This window comes from Cuniculiplasma divulgatum (assembly GCA_031200235.1).
Taxonomy (GTDB): domain Archaea; phylum Thermoplasmatota; class Thermoplasmata; order Thermoplasmatales; family Thermoplasmataceae; genus UBA509.
Genome location: CP133595.1, coordinates 1,089,857 through 1,109,553, shown reverse-complemented (window position 1 = coordinate 1,109,553; position 19,697 = coordinate 1,089,857). Strand labels below are relative to the sequence as shown.

The 19,697-nt window shown below is 45.0% G+C and carries 21 protein-coding genes; 6 read left to right on the top strand and 15 right to left on the bottom strand.

The genetic code is table 11. The features are described from left to right. Window positions 1-1,740, bottom strand: coding sequence for a 2-oxoacid:acceptor oxidoreductase subunit alpha (locus RE469_05940; GenBank protein ID WMT43742.1), 1,740 nt, complete (start codon window positions 1,738-1,740; stop codon window positions 1-3). Window positions 1,741-1,855: 115 nt separating this feature from the next. Between RE469_05940 and RE469_05935 the strand changes: the two genes are divergently transcribed. After that, complete coding sequence (locus tag RE469_05935; GenBank protein WMT43741.1) at window positions 1,856-3,232, top strand: aspartate ammonia-lyase; 1,377 nt, start codon at window positions 1,856-1,858, stop codon at window positions 3,230-3,232. On the opposite strand, the gene RE469_05930 is transcribed toward RE469_05935, so the two are convergent. Further along, complete coding sequence (locus tag RE469_05930) at window positions 3,233-3,766, bottom strand: Lrp/AsnC family transcriptional regulator (protein WMT43740.1); 534 nt, start codon at window positions 3,764-3,766, stop codon at window positions 3,233-3,235. It lies immediately after the preceding gene. A 104-nt stretch (window positions 3,767-3,870) separates the two neighbouring features. Here RE469_05930 and RE469_05925 point away from each other — a divergent pair, with 104 nt between their 5' ends. Then, window positions 3,871-5,079 (top strand): tRNA (N(6)-L-threonylcarbamoyladenosine(37)-C(2))-methylthiotransferase, encoded by a 1,209-nt coding sequence (locus RE469_05925; GenBank protein WMT43739.1) that lies wholly within the window; start codon window positions 3,871-3,873, stop codon window positions 5,077-5,079. Here the strand turns inward: RE469_05925 and dph2 are convergent. From dph2 to RE469_05885, 8 genes are all read right to left on the bottom strand, one after another. After that, entirely contained in the window at window positions 5,074-6,075 is a 1,002-nt protein-coding gene (gene dph2 / locus RE469_05920; GenBank protein ID WMT43738.1) for a diphthamide biosynthesis enzyme Dph2, read from the bottom strand. The genes RE469_05925 and dph2 overlap by 6 nt on opposite strands. A gap of 152 nt (window positions 6,076-6,227) precedes the next feature. Then, a complete protein-coding gene (hutI, locus tag RE469_05915; protein ID WMT43737.1) occupies window positions 6,228-7,484 on the bottom strand; it encodes an imidazolonepropionase in 1,257 nt (418 codons plus the stop codon). A gap of 57 nt (window positions 7,485-7,541) precedes the next feature. Next, window positions 7,542-8,270: a hypothetical protein gene (locus tag RE469_05910; GenBank protein ID WMT43736.1), complete on the bottom strand. Its 729-nt coding sequence runs from the start codon at window positions 8,268-8,270 to the stop codon at window positions 7,542-7,544. A gap of 3 nt (window positions 8,271-8,273) precedes the next feature. Next, window positions 8,274-9,146: an NAD(P)-dependent oxidoreductase gene (locus tag RE469_05905; GenBank protein WMT43735.1), complete on the bottom strand. Its 873-nt coding sequence runs from the start codon at window positions 9,144-9,146 to the stop codon at window positions 8,274-8,276. Window positions 9,147-9,174: 28 nt separating this feature from the next. Further along, the gene (locus RE469_05900; GenBank protein ID WMT43734.1) at window positions 9,175-9,939 is read right to left on the bottom strand and encodes an MBL fold metallo-hydrolase; all 765 of its coding nucleotides are present in this window, start codon (window positions 9,937-9,939) and stop codon (window positions 9,175-9,177) included. Window positions 9,940-9,998: 59 nt separating this feature from the next. After that, window positions 9,999-10,571: a hypothetical protein gene (locus RE469_05895; protein ID WMT43733.1), complete on the bottom strand. Its 573-nt coding sequence runs from the start codon at window positions 10,569-10,571 to the stop codon at window positions 9,999-10,001. 138 nt (window positions 10,572-10,709) lie between these two features. Further along, on the bottom strand, window positions 10,710-10,877 hold the full coding sequence (locus tag RE469_05890; GenBank protein ID WMT43732.1) for a hypothetical protein: 168 nt from the start codon (window positions 10,875-10,877) through the stop codon (window positions 10,710-10,712). 35 nt (window positions 10,878-10,912) lie between these two features. Next, complete coding sequence (locus tag RE469_05885; GenBank protein WMT43731.1) at window positions 10,913-11,137, bottom strand: hypothetical protein; 225 nt, start codon at window positions 11,135-11,137, stop codon at window positions 10,913-10,915. A 152-nt stretch (window positions 11,138-11,289) separates the two neighbouring features. Between RE469_05885 and RE469_05880 the strand changes: the two genes are divergently transcribed. Then, window positions 11,290-11,472 (top strand): hypothetical protein, encoded by a 183-nt coding sequence (locus RE469_05880; protein ID WMT43730.1) that lies wholly within the window; start codon window positions 11,290-11,292, stop codon window positions 11,470-11,472. A 60-nt stretch (window positions 11,473-11,532) separates the two neighbouring features. Here RE469_05880 and RE469_05875 read toward each other — a convergent pair whose 3' ends face one another. Next, a complete protein-coding gene (locus RE469_05875; GenBank protein WMT43729.1) occupies window positions 11,533-12,414 on the bottom strand; it encodes a hypothetical protein in 882 nt (293 codons plus the stop codon). A 385-nt stretch (window positions 12,415-12,799) separates the two neighbouring features. Between RE469_05875 and RE469_05870 the strand changes: the two genes are divergently transcribed. Continuing rightward, window positions 12,800-13,036, top strand: a complete 237-nt coding sequence (locus tag RE469_05870) for a hypothetical protein (protein ID WMT43728.1) — start codon at window positions 12,800-12,802, stop codon at window positions 13,034-13,036. A 764-nt stretch (window positions 13,037-13,800) separates the two neighbouring features. Beyond that, window positions 13,801-14,145 (top strand): transposase, encoded by a 345-nt coding sequence (locus RE469_05865; protein WMT45647.1) that lies wholly within the window; start codon window positions 13,801-13,803, stop codon window positions 14,143-14,145. Window positions 14,146-14,216: 71 nt separating this feature from the next. Here RE469_05865 and RE469_05860 read toward each other — a convergent pair whose 3' ends face one another. Genes RE469_05860 through RE469_05850 form a run of 3 tightly spaced genes read right to left on the bottom strand, consistent with a single transcriptional unit; the run spans window position 14,217 to window position 15,322 of the window. Next, the gene (locus RE469_05860; protein ID WMT43727.1) at window positions 14,217-14,426 is read right to left on the bottom strand and encodes a hypothetical protein; all 210 of its coding nucleotides are present in this window, start codon (window positions 14,424-14,426) and stop codon (window positions 14,217-14,219) included. Between the two features lie 3 nt (window positions 14,427-14,429). Continuing rightward, complete coding sequence (locus tag RE469_05855; GenBank protein ID WMT43726.1) at window positions 14,430-14,672, bottom strand: hypothetical protein; 243 nt, start codon at window positions 14,670-14,672, stop codon at window positions 14,430-14,432. A 29-nt stretch (window positions 14,673-14,701) separates the two neighbouring features. Next, on the bottom strand, window positions 14,702-15,322 hold the full coding sequence (locus RE469_05850) for a halocin C8-like domain-containing protein (GenBank protein ID WMT43725.1): 621 nt from the start codon (window positions 15,320-15,322) through the stop codon (window positions 14,702-14,704). 749 nt (window positions 15,323-16,071) lie between these two features. On the opposite strand from RE469_05850, the gene RE469_05845 reads away from it, so the two are divergent. Then, window positions 16,072-16,248, top strand: a complete 177-nt coding sequence (locus RE469_05845) for a hypothetical protein (protein ID WMT43724.1) — start codon at window positions 16,072-16,074, stop codon at window positions 16,246-16,248. 262 nt (window positions 16,249-16,510) lie between these two features. On the opposite strand, the gene RE469_05840 is transcribed toward RE469_05845, so the two are convergent. After that, window positions 16,511-19,693 (bottom strand): helicase-related protein, encoded by a 3,183-nt coding sequence (locus RE469_05840; protein ID WMT43723.1) that lies wholly within the window; start codon window positions 19,691-19,693, stop codon window positions 16,511-16,513. Between the last annotated feature and the right edge of the window lie 4 nt (window positions 19,694-19,697).

The window sequence follows — 19,697 nt, the reverse complement described above, 5'->3', positions numbered from 1 at the left end:
TCACCTCTTTATTACAGCCTCAATTTCCTCGGCAAGCGCCCCGGGATAGAAGCTCTCTCCATCGTACTTTGTTATCAGCTCGGTATTAACAAGGAACTCAGACCTCAGAAGCTTATTCATCTGGCCGGAGTAGTTTCCTTCAACCACTATTATCTTCTTCTTGCCGGAAAGCAGCTTGCCAATATCCGGGTTCAGCGGGTATGGCCTGTTTATCTCAACAGCGCCTGCCTTGATCCCCTTGTTTCTGAGCTCATCAACTGCTTCCTCGACAACGCCCTGAGTGCCACCCCACTGGACAACCGCATACTCTGCATCGTCATACCTGTATGTTGGGGTCGGAGGCATGCTCTTTATGTAAGCGTCAAGCTTCCTCATCCTCTTCTCCATGGACTTTGCCCTCAGTGAAGGATCGGTAATGGCATCGCTAACCACTTCGCCGTATTCATTGTGCTCATCTGAGTCCTCATTATGCATTAGACCGGGAGTGCCTGGAAGTGCCCTCAGGGACACACCATCCACAGTGTATTCATAACGCTTGTAGTTCGAGGTTCCTGCCTGTGCAATCTTTCCCCTCTCAATCTTGAAATTCAGGTCAAATTTCTCAACGGTCTCATAGTGTTCTGCTATGTAAAGATCTGACATCAGTATAACAGGGGTCTGGTATTTTTCTGCAAGGTTCAAGGCTTCCCTGGCCAGGTAGAATGCGTCCTCCACGTTTCTCGGAGCAAGGACAATTCTCTGGAAGTCACCCTGAGATGCGCCCAGAACAAGGTTCAGGTCTCCCTGCTCGTTCTTGGTTGGAAGTCCTGTGGATGGCCCTGCTCTCTGTGCCTCGTACACAACAAGGGGTACCTCCATCATTCCTGCCATTCCCAGAGCTTCCACCATCAGTGAGAAACCTCCCCCCGATGATCCGGTCATGGCCCTTACACCTGCGTAGTTTGCGCCAACTGCCATGTTTATTGCTGATATTTCGTCCTCGGGTATCTTGACGAATACACCGAACTGTTTTTCATGAGAGGCAAGATAATGGATGATTGATGATGCCGGAGTCATTGGGTAACCCACATACATCTTCAGGCCGCCATTAACTGCCCCAAGCCCGGCTGATTCCCCTCCGCTGATGAGATAGAATTTCTTGTTCGAAGTCTTCAGGGTGATGCCAAGTTTCTTGAAGTTTGCAAGGTAATAGTCGTATCCTTCCTTTGCTGCCCTGACGTTTTCCTCCGCAACCTCGCCCTTGTTTCCAAACTGCTCTCTTATGACGTCCGCAAGCGTGTCAAAATTCATGCTGATTGCAGCCATTGTGGCGCCTATTGCCACCGTGTTCTTCATCAGCGCATTTTTCCCGTGTTTGGCTGCTATGTCGCCAAGAGGCATGGAAACATACTGCACATCCTCCTTCTTGTAATCGGAAATTGAGGAGTCGAATATTGCCACTCCATTCTTGCCAAGTGGAGATGCGCCGCCCTCATTTATCATTGGATTCGTGTGTCTTTCAAGAGCGTCCCTGTTCAGTGCAAGCAGTATGTCCAGCCCGTCTCCCTGAGACCTGACCGGCCTGTCGCTTGCCCTTATCTGGTACCAGCTCTGGCCACCCCTGATTATGCTCTGATAATAATTGTATGTGTTCACGTGAAGGCCGCTTCTGGAAAAAACCTTTGCAATAATGAGCCCAGCGGACTGGACTCCATCGCCTGCCGCCCCCCCGACTCTTATAACCACTTCGTCGGTTTTCATTCAAATCTTCTCTGTATCTCAAGATTATATTAATTCTTATTGCATTCAATCATGAGCATAAAATTTAAGTTGGGATAACTGCAAACAGTTATTATTTTTCCAGTGATAATGTACTATGGCAAGAACAGAAAGGGATGTAATTGGAGATGTCAAAATAGAGGATTCTGAATATTTCGGCATAAACACATACAGGGCCATACAGAACTTCCAGATCACAGGCCTGACCGCGGATTCTGATCATATCAGATCCATAACGGCAATAAAGAGGTGCGCAGCGGTGGCAAACAACAAGGGGGGGAAGCTTTCCGCCGACAGAATGGAGGCCATTGTGAAGGCCTGTGACCAGATATACGGAGGGAAACTCCATGACCAGTTCCGCATTGATCTCTTCCAGGCAGGTGCCGGAACTTCCTACAATATGAACGCAAATGAGGTTATTGCAAACCTTGCACTGGAAATTGCCGGAAAAAAGAAGGGGGACTACTCGTACATCCACCCAAATGACCATGTGAACATGAGCCAGTCAACCAATGATGTGTATCCAACTCTCATAAGGGTTGTTTCATACATTAAGGCAAAGAAGCTGTCGGAAGAGATCAGGAGCCTTGTGGAACTGCTCCGCAAAAAATCAGAACAGTTCAAAGACGCTGTGAAGCCTGGCAGGACGCACCTTCAGGATGCAGCGCCCGTGACATTCGGGATTGAGCTATCTGCTTGGGCGTACACGCTGGACAAGGACAGGAAGGAACTGGAGGGAGCCATGGACTACATACTGGAGCTCAACATCGGTGGTACAGCCGTGGGCACAGGCATAAACACTTCGCCTGGATACCAGGACAACGTTGTGGCGGAGCTGAAGAATTTCCTGGGCATACCCTTCAGGAAGAGCCTGAATCTCCCTGGAATAATGGAATTCATGACGGACTTTTCAAGGTTGATGAACGCCGTTGCAAACACCGCACTGGATGTGACAAAGATTGCAAACGATATAAGGCTTCTATATTCAGGCCCCGGTGCAGGTATTCACGAGATAAAGATACCGGCGGTGCAGCAGGGATCGTCCATAATGCCCGGGAAAATCAATCCCTCAATTGCTGAGGCCATGAACATGATCTGCCATTCCGTCATAGGGGCACAGCAGGCACTGAATATATCTGTGCAGGCCGGCCAGCTGGAGCTTAATGTCATGATGCCCCACATAGACTACGAGCTCACCAGATCTGAGGACATTCTATCAAACGGGTTGAAAATGTTCAGGACAAAACTCATAGACGGCCTGGACGTGAACAGGGACGTGGCAAGGGAGCATCTAAGCAAGAGTTTCGGCTCTGCAGCACTGCTGAACCCGTACCTTGGATATGACACCGTGGCAAAGATCGTCAAGGAATCCCTGGATACTGGCAGGTCCATTAAGGAACTTGCCCTGAAGACCGGGAAGGTAACCGAGAGCCAGTTTGACGAAATAATGAAGAATGGTGTTCCGGGAAACTGATCAGATACCTATCCAGGGATTCTTCCTGTAGGCCTTTGAAATAATCATGGTCTCGAATCCCTGGACTCCCGGAATCCTTGACAGTGTGTCCTCGAAATCCTGTATTGCCTCCATGTTCAGGAAGAGCGTTTCAGCAAGCAGCTCATTCTCGCCCCTCCTGCGATATAAAGTCAGGATGTTCATGTTATCCTGAAGCTTCTGGCTGATCTCCTCCAGCCTCGGGGGTTCAACCCTGATCTTCAGGTATGCTTTTATGCTGTTTTCCACTGCCTGCAGGTCCACAAGTGCAGAAAAACCGATAATGATCTTCTTGTTCTGCAGCCTGGCGATTCTCCTCCTCACGGTAGCTTCGCTGGTGCCAACTTTCTTGGCTATCTCTGCATTGGACATCCTGGCGTCATACCTGAGGAAACAGATTATTTGCTTATCCAGTTCGTCTACAGGTAACAGTGAAGGGTCAATCTTTGACCATCTTATTGCCACGTCACAACTATATCCTTCGAGATATTGTTCATTAACGTCATCAGTTGCCATAATTCGTCATCCTTACTGAATACTTAAGACTTGACTCTCCTCCCTGAACTCTATGCAAAAATGCAAAATAGGTGGTCTGGATCAGCTAACGCCAGTGTCCTCTAATGAAGATTTACTTTGAATCCTATGGTTGCACCCTTAACAGAGCTGAAGCGGGCCTTTACGTGAACCGTATGCTGGAGCAGAATAATGAGCTTGTTTCCCGCCCTGATGAGGCGGATCTGAGCATCATTGGAACATGTGTTGTCATAAAGCATACGGAGGACAGGATGGTGAAAAGGATACAGGAGCTGTCTGCGCACTCGAAGGTCAGGGTGACAGGTTGCCTTCCGCCAGTTTCCGGAGGGACTCTTGAGAGCGAAAACATAGAGGTCATCAAGCCGCGGGAAATACGCAGCTTTTACCAGGGTTACCTTGATGACGTTGTGATCAGGGAGCCGTCAGTGTTTGAAGGCATACCCATAAACCAGGGGTGCACAGGAAGTTGCAATTACTGCATATCCCACATGGCCAGGGGAAAGCTTTTATCCAGGCCTGTCCAGAAGATTGTGAGCCAGGCAATGATGCAGATTGAGCGGGGAATTATGGAGGTGAGGATATCGTCCCTTGACACGGCAGCATATGGCAGGGACCTTGGAATAAGGCTTCCTGAACTGGTTGATGCGATTACAGGGATTCAGGGTGATTTCAGGCTCAGGATAGGCATGATGGAACCCAGGAATACCACCGACATAATGGATCATTTGATGAACAGCATGGGTTCGGAAAAGGTTTTCAAGTTTCTGCATGTGCCGGTGCAGAGCGGGGATGACAGGATACTTGACCTCATGAACAGGGAATATCATGCCCATGAGTTCAGGCATATCTCCGATACGTTTCGCCGGAATTTTCCGGATTCCACATTTTCAACCGACATAATAACAGGATACCATGATGAGGATGAGAATTCCCATGAACTTACAATGAAGCTGCTGCAGGAAGTGCGGCCTGAGATCGTCAATATCACAAGGTTCTCTCCGAGGCCATACACACCGGACTTCGGAAGCGCTGTTCCATCTTCAAATACGGTGAAGAGAAGGGCCAGAGAACTCACAGACCTTCACCATGAGATAATACAGGAGCGGCTTGCCTCGCTACATGGAAGAGTGGAGAAAGCCATGGTCACGGAGAAGGGCCGCAACGGTACCGTTGTTGCAAGGGATGATGCCTATCGGCCAGTTGTCATAAAGGGCGAATACCCCATCTATTCCAGGATAAACGTGGAAATAGTTGACAGCGGACCAACCTATCTTGCCGGGAAGATGGTCTCATAACCGGTCAACGGCAACAATCTCGTCCATCACGTATCTGCCTCCGGCATGCGGTCCGAATAGAGACTGAAACTCCGGCGGGGTCAGTACAGGCATGGGAAAGCGCTCCTCCTCGTCGATTGGAACCCTGGGGCATCCAGTGAATATTACTGCATCGCACCTCATATTCTCATAATCGCTTGGTCTTGCGTCATTTGCCGTTACAAGTACGGCTTCATGCCCCATACCAGTGATCTGCTTCACAATGTTACTGGCAAGCCTCATCCGGTACTGCCCTATCTTTGTGTCCACTACAACGCAGAATTTGTGTGCACCCATTGCCCTTGATATCCTTGCATACCTGCGCCTGAGAAACTTATCTGTTTCATCTTTCATGGGAACTAGGCGGCGAAGATTGAGGTCAAGTATATACACCGGCTTATCTGAGGCCAGCTGTGCTCCGATGCCGTGGAACTTCCCTGTGCTCACCACAACATAGCAGTCAGCCCACGCGGATATTGAGTGCGCAGCGCTGAAATTGCAACCCAGAACCTGGCCCGGATACGCCATCCTTGAATCCTGCTTTCCGACCTGCACTTCGTATCCGCTGCTGACAAGAATCTGCCGCACCATCTCCATGTGATTCATGTACTGTATGGAGGCCAGGAGGCCAATCCTTTTGTAGCCGGACATGGCAAGAACGTCGAAAACATGGGGATCGATCTCCACTCTGGCTTCAGAACGGTATTCCACGAATATTACAGGTAGTGGGTAAACGATGTTGGGTATTACTGAATGGCCCAGCTGCACTATCGCATCCACCTTCCCGTATACCTCCTGGTTTCCTATGTCACATGCCCCGTAGAAAGGGTCCGAACTAACAATGACTGAGAATTCCCTTGAAAATTCCGTGAAATACCTGAATACATCCGGCTTCAGCCCATCGGGTAGCTGAAGCAGTATCTTCCTGGCCCCCAGTTCCCTGAGCCTCTTAACGACCTCAATCGTATCGACCTGCACCCTACCTGATTTAGTTCCGGTATATTGACATTTAGAGATACAGAATTCGTGCCGGAATCATTTCAGTAGAAGTACTTCCAGTCAGCCTGGCACTGGTATCCCTGCATTATTGTGAAGGAAACATTGCTGGTGGAATACTCTACCTGGACATTTCAGAGCTGCATGACGCCATTCCTCATGACCGGCTCTCCCGCAATGAAGGCCGTGTCCACAAGCCGTGATCCGTATTCATATGGTATCTTCCTGTAGTCGTCCGTGTTCAGTATTATGAGATCGGCTCGCTTGCCCGGCTCTATTGTCCCGGTATTCTCCAGTATCCCCAGTGAATACGCTGCATTCACCGTGACTGCATTCAGGGCTTCCTCAATGCTGATATTGCAGTACCGCACGGCAAGATAGATGGCGAATATGAGGCTTGTGTTGTAAGATACTGGTGAAGAATCTGTGGCGATTGCCACAGGGATGTTATCCTGTATGAATTTTCCAATATCCGGGTATTTTCCATCCGCTATGTTGAATGCTGTTATTGGCAGGAAGGTTGCCACGGACCCGCTCTTTCTGATGCGCTCTCTGCCATCGCCATCAGTGTAGAGGAGGTGATCCACGCTTGCGATTTTCAGGTCATCCAGTATCCTGAGGCAACCGATGTCCGCAAGTTCATCTGCATGCATCCTGGGGATCATCCCAGCCTGTATAGCAGCCCTGAAGAAGGCCTCCGTGACTTCGGGCGAAAACGCCCCCCGGTCGCAGAATGCATCCGCAAATCTGACTTTACCAGCGAATTTCGGCAGCATCCTGTCGGTGACATATTCCAAGTATGAATCCTCCCTTCTTCCCTTGGGAATGGCATGCAGAGGCAGGAATGTTGGAACCACATTGATGATGCCAAGCCCAGCAATCCTGTTGATTACATTCAGCATCTTTGACTCGGAATCAAGATCAAGCCCGTAGCCCGTCTTGATCTCCATTGTTGTTGTTCCTGACCATATGGCATCGTATACCCTGGAAAGGCTCTGGGAGAATATCTGGTCCTCTGTGGCCGATCTTGTCTGGTCCACAGTCCTGTAAATGCCGTTGCCGGACGTGAGTATCTCCAGGTAGCTCTTACCCCTGACCTTCATGTAGAACTCGTCCTCCCGTGTTCCTGCATAAACCACATGTGTATGGGAATCAATCATTCCTGGCATGACGGCGTGGCCCTTTGCATCTATGAATGTCGCGCCGTATTTTTCACCAAGCTGGCGGCCCTTTTCATGGTCAAACACCCCGATGATCTTTCCGTCGTCCAAAAGAACAGAGGAGTTTTCCCTGATTCGCAGCCGACGCATCATGTCGCCCTTCAGCGGGTCCCATCCAGCACCGGCCATTGTCAGCACCTGGGACGTGTTCTCTATGAGATAGGAATGCATCTGGTGCAGAACCCGTGTTTGATTAAAAATTTTTGTCGACTCCTCCTTCTGGTATATTTATAAAATGGCCACAATCGCGAGATATGCAAGGAAACCCAGGAATATCGGGATCATGAATGGGACCCTGTAGGTCATGTACCTTACGCCGTTCTTTTCCCCAGTTGAAAAAGCATTGGGCTTTCTCCTGACCAGATCAGAATCATACTTCATCCTGAAAAGCCCTGTACCGAACTTCCTGTCTCCTCCGGTCAGGATTATTCCATATACGGCCCATGCCAGCGAGAATATGGATATGCCAACCAGTATTATGAGGGCAGGCGGAACTATTCCGTATACGATGTCAGGTCTCACCTGAATTATGCTGTAAGCCAGCGGGAAGGCGTACATAACCGAAACTATTGCCTTTATGTCGCCAGATCCAAAGAGCCTCTCCTGGAATCCAATGAGATATACCACTGACATGATGAGCATCTCATAGCCATAGTAGAAGCCAGAGATTTCCATTGCCACCAGCGATGCAGCGAAAAGGGCTATTCCGGTGAGCAGATACGCCCATGTGTCTGCCCTCAGGAATGAAAGGAACATCATGATTGCACCTGCTATCAGGAAAAAAATGGCGGAATCCAACTGTAAGTTTACAACGATACCAGCAACCATCAGTGGAACAAAGAGAAAGGAACTGACCGTTCTTGTCCTGAGGTCGGAGTAGGAACCGTATGCAAGAGAGGCTATTGCTATTACGATCACTGCGTATCGGATAATTTCCAGGAAATTCAGCGAACTCATTGATCAGCTCTTCCCTGAGAGGAAGCGGAATGCCCTGAGAACCGACGAATAATCCAGGCTGCTGAGCCCTATTGATGACGCAGCAACATAATACTGCACAGCAGATGCTTCCAGAGGCATTGGGGCATTGATTGATGCCGAAAGTTCCAGTCCATTCCTGAGATCTCTGATCATGCTTGATAGAGGATATCCAGGAACGAAGTCTCCATCCTCCATTGTCCTGCGTTTCTCCTGAAGGGCTGATCCTCCTGCATTCCCGGCCAGCAGCACGTCAATGGATTTGGCTATTGGTATGCCCGCATGCTCTGCTGCCACAATGGCTTCTGCAGAAACAGCCAGGCTGGTAGCCGATGCCATGGTTGCAATGATCCTCATTTTCACTGCATTTCCCGCAACGCCAAGGTATATGACCTGTTTTGAGAATGTCTCCAGAATCCCCTTCAGCCTTTCATAAGCGCCTGCATCGCCCGAAACCATGGTGAGGAGCGCCCCGTCCAGTGCCTCCTGCACACTGCCCATTACAGGGCAGTCCATGTATATGGCTCCCTTCTCGGCAAACCTTCGGTACGCTGACATTGCGAAGCCGTACGAAACGTTTCCAAGGTTGGCAACTATGGTACCGGGGGCTATTGTCTTATCCAGGCCAGTTTTACCGAAAAAAACCTCCTCACAGGCCTCTTCGCCTGAGAGGGATGCAAAAATGATGTCACAGGTTGAACCCATTTGAAACGGTTCACTGTTAATTTTTGCCGGTGAAAATAGAGCCCCCTTGGAAGGATTCCGATCATATACTGCGTGAACGCCAAATCTGCGGCGGATACGGCTCAGTATGGGAATTCCCATCTTTCCGAGGCCCATGAACCCTATGTTGGTCATGCCATGTTATCTCCAGAGGTATATAAATTCAATCCGTCTCAAGGGTGTAGACTGGCGTCCCCAGTTCCTGTGTTGCACATTCCAGGGATGCGTAGGCAATATCCCTGTTGTCCAGGTATGACCTGACAGTGGTTGCTGCCTTCTCAGGGGTGTTGTTCTCCTGGCTCAGGTGCGTGAGCACTATGCGAGTCCAGCTGGATGCAATCTGCGATATGGCTTCAGCAGACTGATCATTGGAAAGATGCCCCTGCCTGCCCAGGATCCTTTTCTGAAGCTGCAGAGGATAGCGTCCATTTTTCAGCATTTCCACATCGTGGTTTGCCTCAAATGCTAAAATATCAGAGCCTCTGGCTTCCTCTATAAGACGAGGCGGCACCACGCCCAGATCTGAGACAACGGTAATCTTCCGCCTGCCCCACTTCAGCACGTACCCAACCGGGTCGGCCGCATCGTGGGACACGGGTACTGAAGTTATGCTGAAGTTGCCGATTGCAGTTTTTTCCTTTATTCCGTAGCCGTCACGAAGGCCAAGGGCAGAAAGGGTCGCTTCCTTGGAGTATATATCGATCGAATGATTCCTTGTAAGATATGGTATGCCCTTACTGTGATCAGTATGTTCGTGGCTTATGAAGAGGCTGGCGCTTCCCAGATCCAGATTAATCTCTTCCAGCCGGTTTTTAAGCTTGCGGAGTGTTATCCCGAAGTCGATAATTATTATGTCTTCCTGGTCCCATATGAGGGTGGAGTTGCCCCGGCTGCCTGACGATATCATTGTGAAGTGCAGGGAACCCATGACAGGGAATGATGGCGGCGATTAAAATTATTTCCGGCAAGGCTTGCAACTTACACTGATCACAAACCGGAGATGCTGTGGACATGTGAACTGAAATATTCAGCCATCGACAGTGAATCCTGTGAGCCAAGGATCAGAAATTTTCCACTATCCAGCGCCACTACTAGGGATGTGGCATTGTCCGTTGCGACATATGCGGTCTTATCGTTGCTAAGGGTAAACAATCCCTCATTCAGGTTTCCCAGCGATGTGCCTGCGTCCCTTATGGTTATTGTGATATTCCCGGTGTCTATGTTTTCCACGAAGGCATAACTTACCTCTGAAGTGGTGAAATTCCGGTTGCCTATGTAAGGGCCACTGACATGCACAAACCCGGAGCCAATACTTATTTCCGCCTTACTGCCGCTAATTCCCTGAACTATGTATATGGGGAGCCCGGTAATGAGAATCATTGCGAAAACCAGGCTGAGAAGCCTGTATATACGCTTCTTCCTTTGACCGTCCTTGAGGGATAGGGCTATGAAAATAATGAACCCTGCAGCTCCTGCTGCCATCAGCGATATGCCGACATATGCCAGCACTGGAATTGATGAGGATATTGTTGCATGATACATTGCGAGATTATTTCCCATAAATGCATGCTATTAGAACTTATCCTGCACTGAAGAAATGGTGAGGCAATTAATTTCTGTCCACAAAATAGAATAAAAACATAGATGCGCGAAAAATGGACCGGTCGGGATTTGATTAATGTTTTAATGGAATACTAATTATTTGTATGATTCATTCTTAACTGAAACACCTTTATCAGAAACAGATAACGCAACAAAATGGGCACTGTTTCCTACGGCATATGTTAGATCAAAAATGTAGAGATAATCGGAAACGTTCTTTGAAATGAATGCCATAATGTTGATTGCCAGAACAACAAGGGACACAATTACTACAAGAATTAAGTGGTATACATAACGATTCATGATTGTCTGGCACTCCTTTTAACTCTATTCTTCCTACTTATGTGAGCACTCAGAATAAAATATACTCCAGCGATAATGGAAACTATGGAAATCAAAGTACCAAATGAATACAATATTTGAACATTAAATGAATCTAATAACCCCACAACACCTAAAGTTAGAAATATAATTCCAAATGTTGATAGGAATGATGCCCTAATTCCTGCTTTTTCTGTATGCACTCAAACCACCTTGAATGAATAATCTAACCATAGCAGCGAAAATTAACATTATACCAATTACAAATGAACCTGCCCATACTAAGGATTTTACTCCCAAGTAAAATGCTAGAATACCGAACGAAAATAAAGTGATTCCACTAACTAAACTCATCATGCCGGTTCTGAAAAACCAAGGGGAATCTTTTTCCATTATAAAAATAACTGCCACACCAATAGAGGCTATGGAAAAAACCAATGGCAAAACTATTGGCAATGCCGATATGAAATTTCCATTAAACTTTAGGTTGTTAGATAGAAATATTGACACATATAGAAGAGCTAAACCAACAATATAAAAAAGAAGGGACTTATAGGTGTTCTCATATCTCATATTTACTTCCCTTTTCTCAATCTTATTAAGCCCCAGTGCAACATTGAATTACATTATACGCATCCTCAGTGCACTCTCCTGCTTTATAAATACAATAGGCACATGCAAGAACATCAAGACTAAAGCATATAAGGCAAGCAGGTAACGTTAAAAAATCAAAGCAAGCTGCAAGACAATCGGGTAAAACTAGACACTCTGCGCATATCTCCTCAATGTCAGGAACACTAAGAACGCAATCCGTGAGACTCAATGCATTCTCCAGGCAACATGTAAAATTAAAATCCATTAAGGTCACCTTGTAAGATAGTTCCATCACATCAATTGTCTTCAATTTATTTCGGTTGCTTTCATATGCTTCAGGAAATGCGCTCAGAAGAGACTCCATTTTACTGTAAATCCACTTTCTCTTTTCTGAGGCACCATTATCTAATTTGTTTATAACAAAACTTAAGTCTTTTGCAACCGATAAAAAGTCTCCTTTATAATTTATGCTTATAGGTAAAGCGAAAAAGTCAACATGGGTTGGGTCCTTTGGTGAAACGTTGATAGATAGAAATAATGCACCTTTGTTGTTTTCAAGTGGAACTATATTCCCTTCTAAGTATATTATGGCCTCATCATCGGCAATCTCAAAGTATAATGAATAAGCTTTTCCAGACTGAGATATTTTTTTCTCTGAAAGTTCATAATCCATCTCTCGAAATGATAAGGTGTAATTTTGAGTTTTATCAGAAAAAATTAGAGAAATGTTTTTCACACCGCTATTAGCAAACGTTTGAGGCGTTTGAATTTTTGGGGAGATCTTTCTAGGTTTCTTGTAAGTAATAACCTCAGTTTTTATTTCATCTTTATCCTTTGTCACTCGTACTACTTCTGACATTGTGAGTTCCTGCTTTCTGCTACCCATAATAAAAGAAGCAAAACATATTATATAAATATATTCACATTTATTAGTAAACCCTGTAGTTCAAAGCATTTTTTAATATATAGAAGATGCGTCGGGATTTGATGTGCAGCCTGTAAAAGTATCAATCCAGTTGGAGGAACCAACCCATGAAAGAACCTGATAGCATGGTAGCAAATCGAACACGCCAGTTGAGTAATCACTGGTGTGAAAGCTTCGAGGATAATGTCTCCGGCCTCGAAAGAGGTGGCCGTACAGGGGGGCTAGCAAGTGGACGGGCCATAGCATTAAGTGAACTCTGCAGCGCCGCAACGACCGCCACTCGAATACGGTTTGAGTGGAATATTGAGTGCGGTGAGCCTCTATCAAATGGGCGAAACCAACATCTTTGGGCAAGACGGGTATATGCCCCGAAGAGCACTCCGGCGTAAGGGAGATAGCACGTTCACAGGGATTGATATACAAAGCAGGGAAGGACCCTGAGCATAGAAGGTCAATGAGGGAATGCGTAGTGCCAACTTCATTGATCGCTCAAGGCCTGGCGGATCAGGTCGTAGTACCCATGACATCCCTGATAACAAGGGGAAGAGGAAAGGACCTGTGGACATGGTGGTTTTCGGGATAGCGGATGGACAGGTTATTGCCCTTAAATAGGCTATGAGGCCGATACCTTTCCGGTCTGAGTCACTGGAAAAGTATAGTTCCGGAGCCGTTAGACTAAAGACGAAGAATACATCAAACCGGGAGGGAGGGATGTATTTGACCGATAGGGCGCCATGCTTGAAGCCGGATGGACGAAATGCCCCAGTCCGGAATTTTAGTGGGGTGGCTGGAAACAGATCTCTCGTAATCGATTCAGAGGGATGCTGAAATATGATCAGAATACAGGAGAGACTGCGCTTGCCATCTACACGACTAACGTTTTGAGGGGATACTTACTAAAATAGCACAGTCTGCTCTGTAGCACATTAGTCACATTTCAAAGGTTATTACAGGTATTACTTGTTACAAGTGTAACATTTTGGGGGCAGTGTCTTTTAGTTTAATAGGAATTACTGACCATCCAGAAGCTCCCCCATCTGCTTATTGATTCCTTTCCTATCCTCCCGTTCATTTCATGAGAAAACTTGAGACCGCTGCACTTCATTCCAATAGTTATAGTCTATTTCTGCTATTCCTGATTTCATTTTTGATTATAGTCATTGACTATTGCGGCCACAGAGCGTTAGATGGACTTTATTAACCAAATCACAGAACTGACGGAAAATGGCCGGTTTTGAATTCATTGATTCCTACACCTATTTTACTCATACAGAAAAGCGATAACCGACACCGTGGTTTGCTATATAGATTATAAAATATGCCTAACGGTGTAAAGGTACAGTGAACATGTATGTCAATTCAAAACAGGAAAGTGTCATGGATTTCCTGAATGAGATAAGATACAGTAATCCGTTCAATCATATCATTCTCATACTGGATAACTTCTCTGCCCACAGAACAGAGAATGTTGCAATAACCGCAGAGATACTGGACATTGAACTGGTATTTCTTCCACCGTATTCACCACAACTGAATCCAATAGAAATCATATGGAAATTCATCAAGAAAGTAGTGTCACATACATTTGTGAAAGACCAGGAAATGATGGTTGATACTGTTAAAGCAAGCTTCATTGAATTCTCAAAAAGCAAATCCTTCTGTAAAAGATGGGTGGAGATGTTTGTTAACTAATAAGGGTACAATGTTATGATAAAGACTATAATACCACCTATTTCCCCAACCCCTCATACTTTTCTTTCAGGTTATTGAGTTCCTGTTCTCCGCTCAAATTTGATACTGTTTTCAAGATAGCGGTAAACAAAGGCAAGAGCAATCATTATCACTAATGAAGGCACCGCTGCATAGAATGCAAAGTCCCTGAAAGTAAGATAGGCATTTGCTACAAGCACATAAACTATGAAAAATATGGCCGTCCCACCTATGATATACCTGTGAATGTGTTTTGAAACCATTTTTCACTTCCTCTTTGAATTTTCAAAGAGTTCACTCATTCTCTCTTGTCTCGAACCGCTTTTTAGGCTTTTTATATATCCTACTGTTCCCACAATTACGATTACCGGTAACAAACCCAGATCAATAAAGGCCAGAACATGTGAATGTATGACTATTATCGCAATTGCTCCGATTAATAAAAACGCTATGAAGAGGAAACCTGCGATAAGACTCAAATAACTAACTGGTTTATGATATTTTACCACTATAATCATCCCACGTTAATGTAAACTATCTAGCATACACCTATCTTTTGGCATATGTACTCAGCTCCCACGCTACAACCGTAATCTGTTATTTCCTCTATTGCCAGTGCGCAGAGAGAGGCGCAAATTGATAGACAGATAAGGTAACCGATTAAGGTTTCAACAAATAATAAGCAAATATCTCCTGCTCCCGCAACGCACACGTCCGCACATATCTCATCCGAAGGTATGCCGTCTGCCAATTCCTCGCATATTTCCTTAACTAATGCCTGACAAATGTCGCATTGAATAGATGGATCATTGCTTGAGTATGTTTTATTTGATACCACTAATGTTATGTCTATCGGTTTACTATTCCCGCAACAAGCTTTTCCCTCACTAATGCCTACAATTTTTAGCTTTGAATCATTTTTATTCTTTTCCTTTGTGTTTATGGAGTACGTTGCTTTCCCAATATTTTTCCCATCGAATATAGTATAGTTGATAGTGTGATTACCGTTTACATCTCCTTTCAATAGTTGCATTCCTTGAATTAGTTTTGGTTTCTCTCCCTCAATCTCTATAAGGATAGAGGCTTGCTGGATTCTCGCTTCCTTTTCCGTGCTTTCATCAAAATGAAGCACCTTTACACTCTTAATTTTCTTTGTCATAAGACTAATAATAAAATCATCATGTATATATATTCCTATTTTGTGAGTGGTTAGTCCTTTGTGACATACCTTTATGTCCATTTCATATAGAGCCTTGAAATTAAACGAAATAGTAACAAAATAGAGGATTTAGTTTTTACTTAATTGAATTTTGCCCCATACATAACGAGAAAGTCAGTAAAATACAAGCTACACGTACGAAAATAGCAAATTCATTTTCATAATCCACTGACCAGATATTCTTGAATAATAGAAAAACAGCACGGCACGAGAACCCCTCATATTCCTGTAATTCCGCACTGAGCGAAGCGGCATTGTGCGGTCAAAAATTCCTCTCCCCTATTCCCCCTTGTAATTGCACTCCGCAGGAGAGAATAATGTGCCCGAAGCGAGCCGGAAGTCTTGCGTAGCAAGACCGAGTGGTGTAAGCGTTAGCGGTGGGTGGTGTGAAACACCACACATACACCACGAGCGGCGAGCACAGGACACCACCCTGAATGAGCATGGCGAATGGGGGGGCTCTTCGAAGAAGAGTGCGAGACGAAAATCAAAAGAGGGGTGGATTGCGTAAGCAAGACGGGGTGAATTTTGATTGGAGTCGAAGCATGGGGTCCTGTGCTCGGCGTGCAGGAGAGCGAAGGGCACATACAAAAGGCGAAGGTTCAAAGAGGGGTGGCCGAAGGTCGGGGTGAATTTGAGCCGAAACCTACCAAAAGATATTAAAATCTGGAAGAATAGTGTGTTATAATATGTCCACAACAAAACAGTCACGGCTCGTGAGCATACCGAAATCTGATCTGGAGAGCCTTGAGGCCACTATTGAAACCTTGGAAAACGAGTATGTCATGGATCAGCTGGAAAGAAGTGAGCAGGACATACAAAAGGGTACAGTAAGGAATGTGAGAGAGTTTCTCAAGGAGCTCTAACAGCCACCGGATGAAGGATCAAGAAAAATTAAAGTAAGTATGGTATCTAACATGGCTATGAAGTGTCCAATTTGCGGAAATGAAAATAAAAATCAACCAATCAAAGAATGGACGTTTAATGTTTTCCAGGTCTCAAGGTACAAGTGCTCTGAATGTGGCGATCATTTCAACACGTATGTTGGTGAGAAGAATACTTACACTATTCCTCGTAGTTCGTAGAAATCCTATGCAACACCGGATATGTTGCGCTGGGTTTGCATAATTATGAAATGAAGTCCATCGCAATCAACTTCAGCTTTGACACGTCAAAGGGGTTCACTACCGCCTTCTTAAATATTCCCTTTTCGGTTAAGAAACCTCCGAGTTCCGTGATCATTCTTTTCCAATCGTTGTTCTTTTTATACTCTCTCCATATTTTTCTAAGTTCCTGGAGTCTTTTCTTGGTTGGCGGCAGGGAAAGGAGTTTTGTCTTGATAGGTTCCCACACCTGCTCCGCAGAAGTATCATTGGGGTATTCATTCAGATAATCAGTTATTTGTAATTCAATTTCATCAATCATCTTCTTGATAAATTTAGTGCTTTTTGACCTGTTAAGTTCTTTCAATTGCGAATCCTGGGTGTGACTCAACTCGATTTCCTTATACATTCTCTCTATATCCTCCAGAACCAATTTGTTGGCATCATAAACCCGTTCAAAAAAGTCCGGAATTACCCGTATTTCGTCTGGTTTGCATTTTATAAAGTCTAAAATCTCGGTTTTTCTTGTAAGCATTATGCCAGATTTCAGGTCGTATAGATACCAAAAGTGAAAATCGTCTTCGAATTTGTAGTAGAAGAATATTCCTGATGGCTTGTCTTTTTTCAATCCGCTGAATACCCCATTCGGTATTTTTTCGAGTTCCTCAACACCCTTATTCTTGAGGAAATCTTTCAGGGGTTGGTAGAATACCTCTCCTCCACCAAATATATCCTTCTCTAATTCTGCAAATACCTTCTCGTCCTTGCCCTTGATTCTTCTGATAATTCCAAATACCTTGGGATGTATCTCCTCGCCAAGTATGGTCTGGTCCAGTCCCACTGCTTCGTCAATGCCTATTATCTTATTTTGCAGTATTTCTACGAGCTTGAGAAGTTCTTCGAGCTCATCTTCCGGGAAGAAATTATAGACGTATATCTCTTTGTATGGAGATCCAATCCTGTCGATTCTCCCTGCTCTCTGAATCATCCTAGTGGGATTCCAGTGCAGGTCATAATTGATAAGGAATTTAGCTGTTTGCAGGTTCTGTCCTTCTGACAATACATCTGTACTGAGTATGATATCGACTCCTTTCTCGAAGAATCGTTTAATAATAGTCTCTCTTTCCTGTGGACTCTTACTCGTCATGCCGGAACTTGATATTGCTTCTATCTTAAGTTTCGAAAATCGCCCATCTTTCATTATCTCGCTGTAGATGTAGTTCAGTGTGTCCGCGTAATATGTGAATAGAACGATTTGACCGCCCTTTGACAGATCCAGGAGTTTCTCCTTGAGAACGTTGAGTTTAGAATCGTCTTCCGGTCTGATCTTGTTCACTTTTTCCAAAATACCACTGAGCAGTGAGATGTCTATGTCTATGTCCTTAAACAGATCATCAGTTCTGTATTCATCAATTCTGAAGTCGTCCAAAACATCTCTAAGGTCTCCATCTTCCAATTCATCGTAAACATTGAGGAGGTACTTCAAATAACTCTTCTTCGTTAAGAGCTTTCCCGATTTTAGATAGACCTTCAATTTCTCCAGGAATCTTATATGGTTTGAGATACTCTTCCTGAAGGAATCAACACTGCTCTCTAACCTTTTGAGAAGTATGGTCCTGAATATACCGCCTATGGCAACCATTCTACCTAGTGCGAGTCTTTCCTCTTCGGTTTTGAGGGGTTCCTTCCTGTATTCCAGAATCTTATAGTAGGCCATCTTCAGTTTCTCTGTAATCGTGTCAGAAATCTCCTTATACATTCCCTTGTAGGCGCTGTCAAGCTTGTAGTTGACATTCTCCAGAATTCTCTTTGGAAATGTTACTTTTTGTTCCTCTACCTCTCCGTTCGGTAGCTCCCGGATGATGAATGCGTCAGGGTAATTCTCAATAATGTAGTCTCTTGTTCTCCTTATGGAAATCTCATTCAGCAAATCATTCAGCATTGAAGGGGTTCCTTTTGCTTCCTTGAAGAATTTAAAAAGATCAGGTATGTTTTCCTTGATAAATGCTGATCTATCCATCAAAACAAGGAGCATGATCTGCCAGTACAGGTCCCATGGGGTGTTGTTTATGGGCGTTGCGGTTAGGAACAGGATGTAAGGTTTCTTTCCTGTTTCTGAAATGTTGTCGTGAACCAAAGAAAAGAAATTTTCCCATCTGTTCGACAATGGATTCCTGAAATTGTGGCTTTCATCCACAACAATCAGTTCAACGTTATCCATCCTTCCACCAAGTGTTCTTTTCGCCTTTTCCAGATAAGATTCAGAAGCGAGGTCTTCCTGTGAAAGAATGTTTTCCTTGGTGTCAATCTTTTTTAATTCGGATCGCCACATTTCTCTCAACTGAGCGGGGCAGACGACCAGAATATTCTTTCTCTCATAGTATCCTATCTGTTCAAGAATCTTTTTTGCAATCCAGGTCTTTCCCAATCCCACTGAATCCGCAACTATACAGCCACCGTATTTCTTCATTCTTGTCCATATCCTGGCTATGGCATCCTCCTGGAATTGGGCAAGGTTAACCTTGGTTTCCGGCAATCCTCTTGGCTTGTCCTTTTCTCCTTTCTGTTCTTCTTTGATGTCATCCTTTTGGAGCTCGTACAGTGATTTGATATAGATTTCATAAGGAGAGTATTCTTTACTTCCAAACCTTGAATCCTCCAAGAGCCTGATCAACTCATCCTTGAAATCCACCGATTCTGACCAGAATTTCTCAAACCATTCCTTTCTTGTGTAGACTGCCTGGGACTGCTGCTGCCACGTGTTCAGCTCACCATATCTTGTCAATCCCGCTGCGGTGAAGTTCGATGACCCTATTACGATCCTGTCATCAAAGATGTACGCTTTTCCATGAAGGAATTTCTCGAACAACCGCACTTCGACGTTTTCTCTTCCCAAGAACTTGATGAACAGTCTCACGGTGGAATCTGATTCCCTGGTTAAGTCAAACCCTTCAACTTCTTTCCGGATCTCTTCCAAAAGAACATCTCCAAGGGTCTTTTCATTCTGGATTTCCGGAGTCTTGCCGAGAAGAAGCCTGAATCTCGTAAACCCGTTCAGGTTGTCCTTAATCATTGCAAAAGCCTCTATATTGAAGAATGCAGTTGCTATATCGAGATTCGTATTGGCGTTCTCTTTCAAAGTGCTGTTGAGAAAGCTAACCAACTTGTTTCCTTCGCTATTATCAATTATCTCTTTTTGTAGTGTCACATTA